This window comes from Myroides marinus, assembly GCF_900109075.1.
Classification (GTDB): Bacteria; Bacteroidota; Bacteroidia; order Flavobacteriales; family Flavobacteriaceae; genus Flavobacterium; species Flavobacterium marinum_A.
This window is the reverse complement of record NZ_FNYS01000046.1, coordinates 1-3,524: the sequence shown is the minus strand read 5'-3', so window position 1 is coordinate 3,524 and position 3,524 is coordinate 1. Positions and strand designations below refer to the sequence as shown.

The window sequence follows — 3,524 nt, the reverse complement described above, 5'->3', positions numbered from 1 at the left end:
GAAAAACAGTTATCAATTAATTTCTTTCTTAAACCCAATAGAGAGAAAAGTGATTTAAGAGGTGTTTACCTTAGAATCACAGTAGATGGTATTCGCAAAGAGACTTCTCTTAGTCACAAATGGGATATCAAAAGATGGAACCAAAAAGCAGGTCGTGCTAATGGTGCTAAAGAAGATGCTAAAACGCTAAACTACCTCTTAGATACAATCATATCTAAGATTACCAAGTACAAATTAGAGCTCTTAAGTAATGAAGAGCCTATTACTGCCTCTGTGCTTATGGATTATATCCAAGGTAAGGGAACAAGTAAAGCTAAAGTTTTAGAAGAATTCCAAAAGCATAACGATGAAGTTTTTAAACTTGTGCCTAAAGAGTATGCTATTGGAACACATGAAAGGTATGTTACAGCAAGATCGCATGTAGCTGAATATATTCGTTATGTATATGGTAAAGAAGATATAGAGTTTAGAGAACTCAATTATGAGTTTGTACTTGGTTATGAGCATTATTTAAAGACCGTTAGAGCGTGTTCTAATAACACAGCTATAAAGTATATCTCAAACTTCAAGAAGATTGTTCTACGAGCAGTTGCTAAAGGAATTATCCCTTCCAATCCATTTGTACAATACAAACCTAAAAAGACTAAGCTCAATAAAAAGCCATTAAGCAAGGAAGAGTTATCTATTTTAGAGAACAAAGAATTCACTAATGAACGATTAGCTACTGTAAGAGATGTCTTTATTTTTCAGTGTTATACAGGACTTGCTTATATTGATGTATTTCAGTTAAAGAAAAGTGATATTACAAAAGATGAAGAAGGTAATCTGTGGATTAGAATTAACAGACAAAAGACAGATGCTAATATCACTATTCCTCTGCTTCCAAAAGCTATTGAGATAATGGAAAAACATAAAGATCATCCTGCGTGTATCGGTAAAGATATTGTGCTTCCTGTTCGCTCTAATCAAAAGATGAATGAGTACTTAAAAGAGATTGCTTCTCTATGTGAGATAAGCGAATTAAACACCCATAAAGCAAGAAGAACTTTTGGAAGTACTGTAACTCTTGGTAATGGTGTTCCTATTCACGTGGTAAAAGAAATGTTGGGGCATCACTCTGTTAAACAAACAGAGGAATACGCTCTAACAGAGGAAGAATCTATCAAGATCGAAATGCAGAAATTAAAAGGTAAACTTGAAATAAAATCAAGTAAACATGCTGATAGTTACACAGACTTAATTGAGAGTTTAAAAAATCTAAATCCTGATAAATTAGCTCAGCTAACTACCTTTATTAATCAGTTAAATGGATAACAAAACTCCCTCGAATTCTCTACAATTTCTAATAATTCAACTGTGGTATTTGTAGTAAGGAATTAGAGGGAGTTAATTTTTTAACCTATTTAATAAGTAGAAGTTAACTTCTACTTATTAAATAGGTTCTCTATCTCTTTTCTGTTGTAGTAATACGAGCCAAGTATTTTTCGATACTGCAATTTACCACTGATGCGAAGTGTTTGTAATGAAGCTGGTGAGATACTAAGTAATTGCCTTGCTACTTTAGCCTTTACCCATTCAAGAGAGGTTTCTTTGTTTTGTTTAACTAAGATTTCTTTTAACTCTCCAATGATTGTTTGAGCAAACAATCTTAGGTCTTCTTTTGTAATTTGATTTTCCATGATAGTTGTTTTTAGGTTAAACAACTAAGGTAGGTGGATCTCAATATCGATTAGTATAATTGGTATAAAGAAGAAGAGTTTGGCTTTTATCATAGTAATCGATACAATAATTTAAATTCTTTGAGTCACATGTATTTAGATCTGTTTGTATAACACTTTTTTCAAAATAATCGGCACTAAAATCAGCTCATTCAATTTAACAGATTAATAGTAACTTTTCAAGTGTGTAAATAGGAAAAATACAATTATAAATACTGTAACTATAAGCCTTGAATTCTACAGTATCTTTTTTAAAGGAAAATATTTATTGTAATTTTACTAATATTAGTATAATGGAGTAAATGGGGGTTATTTACTTCATAATTAATTATTAAAAATATTTATAGACTAAATTTATTGAGATAATGATTGAAAAATTAGATAAAGTAATATCTAAGCTTTCTGTAAGACTGAAAGATGTAAATAATGGAGCTTGTATTGGAACAGGTGTAATATATTATTCGGATGAGTTAAAGGAAAAGCTCTATGTATTAACTGCATCTCATTGTTTGTTTGAAGATGGAGATAAGTTTCAAAACCAGAGAGTTGAGGTAGAGATAGATTTTTTATATAAGGATCTAACTTCTTATAAATCATTAAAAGTTACGATAAATTCAAATTTATTATTTAAAGAAGAGAATAAAGATGTTGCTGTTCTTGTATTAGATAAAAAAGATGTCGAAGGTATTCTAGGCGAAATCCCCAAAGTTAAAGTAGTAAAAGAAAAAAGTACTTATAATGATTTTATCATTAAAGGATTTTCAAAGGCTACACAAGGCAAAGAGTTAGCTGTATTATATCCTAAATGGATTCAATTATTAGATGATAGATTTCAATTAGAATTATTAGAAAATTATACATCATATAATACAATGGGATTCTCTGGAAGTGGTGTTTTTATACAAACGGGAGCAGATGTTTTTCTTTATGGTATTTTTACAAGGTTTAGAGCTGAAGAAAAAGGAAAGGTTATTTATGCTCAATTTATTGATATAGCAAATGAATTTCTTGCAAAGAGTTATTTACCATTAATTCAGTTCAACTATTTTGCTAGTTATGATCTAACGGATGATTTTTTTAAAAAGCATATTAAACAATCAATTACTGGTCTTGGACCTAGATTTAGTGAAGTCCTAAATTTTCAATTACCTATTGCAAAAGTATTTAATGATATAGCAAAGGATACAGTTTTTAAAAGACAATTTACGGCAATATTTGATGAATGGATAACTGGGTATGGATATAGGAAAATTGTAAACAATACACATTTAGAACAAATTGAGGTTGAATTTGAAGAGGTTAAATCAATAGTTTTAGAATGGATTAGAGCATTAAATTTTTCAGTTGAAAATAAGATTGATATTCAATGGCTACTTGATAGAATAGAATCAATAAATTCTAAAGTAAATGAAAAATCAACTGAACTGTATAAACTAAGAAGTGAGAAAGATAGTTTTAAATCTAATAGAAGTCATAATTATGAATTTCCTTACGAGGCTGAATTATCTAGATTAAGAGAAATTAGACGATATAATGAAGATTTTATTTTTAGTATTACTAAAAAAATAAATATAAAGTTATCAAATAATCCTTATTTGATAGTTAAAGGTGATGCTGGAAATGGTAAATCACACTTGTTAGGAGATATCGCACAAAAAAGAGTAAATAGTAACTTACCTACATTACTTTTATTAGGTCAAAATTTTCATAGCGTGAATTCAAGTTATAAATGCAACAGTTGCTATTTTGTCTAATTTATCTGCAAAAACTTCATTAGGCGATTTAAAACCAAATCTCTTTCTTGGT

At 29.3% G+C, this 3,524-nt stretch carries 3 protein-coding genes; 2 read left to right on the top strand and 1 reads right to left on the bottom strand.

Going from position 1 to position 3,524, the window contains the following annotated elements; all coding sequences use genetic code 11:
* A partial coding sequence (locus tag BMX53_RS18805) for a site-specific integrase (protein WP_074748507.1) occupies positions 1-1,314 on the top strand: 1,314 nt, incomplete at its 5' end.
* A gap of 110 nt (positions 1,315-1,424) precedes the next feature.
* Here the strand turns inward: BMX53_RS18805 and BMX53_RS18800 are convergent.
* Positions 1,425-1,679: a MerR family transcriptional regulator gene (locus BMX53_RS18800; RefSeq protein WP_074748504.1), complete on the bottom strand. Its 255-nt coding sequence runs from the start codon at positions 1,677-1,679 to the stop codon at positions 1,425-1,427.
* 404 nt (positions 1,680-2,083) lie between these two features.
* Here BMX53_RS18800 and BMX53_RS18795 point away from each other — a divergent pair, with 404 nt between their 5' ends.
* Positions 2,084-3,472: a serine protease family protein gene (locus BMX53_RS18795; RefSeq protein ID WP_074748501.1), complete on the top strand. Its 1,389-nt coding sequence runs from the start codon at positions 2,084-2,086 to the stop codon at positions 3,470-3,472.
* Positions 3,473-3,524: the final 52 nt, after the last annotated feature.

What these genes read in the sequence shown, in the direction of transcription:
- BMX53_RS18800 (WP_074748504.1), bottom strand. Translation starts at nt 1,679, where the DNA reads ATGGAAAATCAAATTACAAAAGAAGACCTAAGATTGTTTGCTCAAACA.
- BMX53_RS18795 (WP_074748501.1), top strand. Translation starts at nt 2,084, where the DNA reads ATGATTGAAAAATTAGATAAAGTAATATCTAAGCTTTCTGTAAGACTG.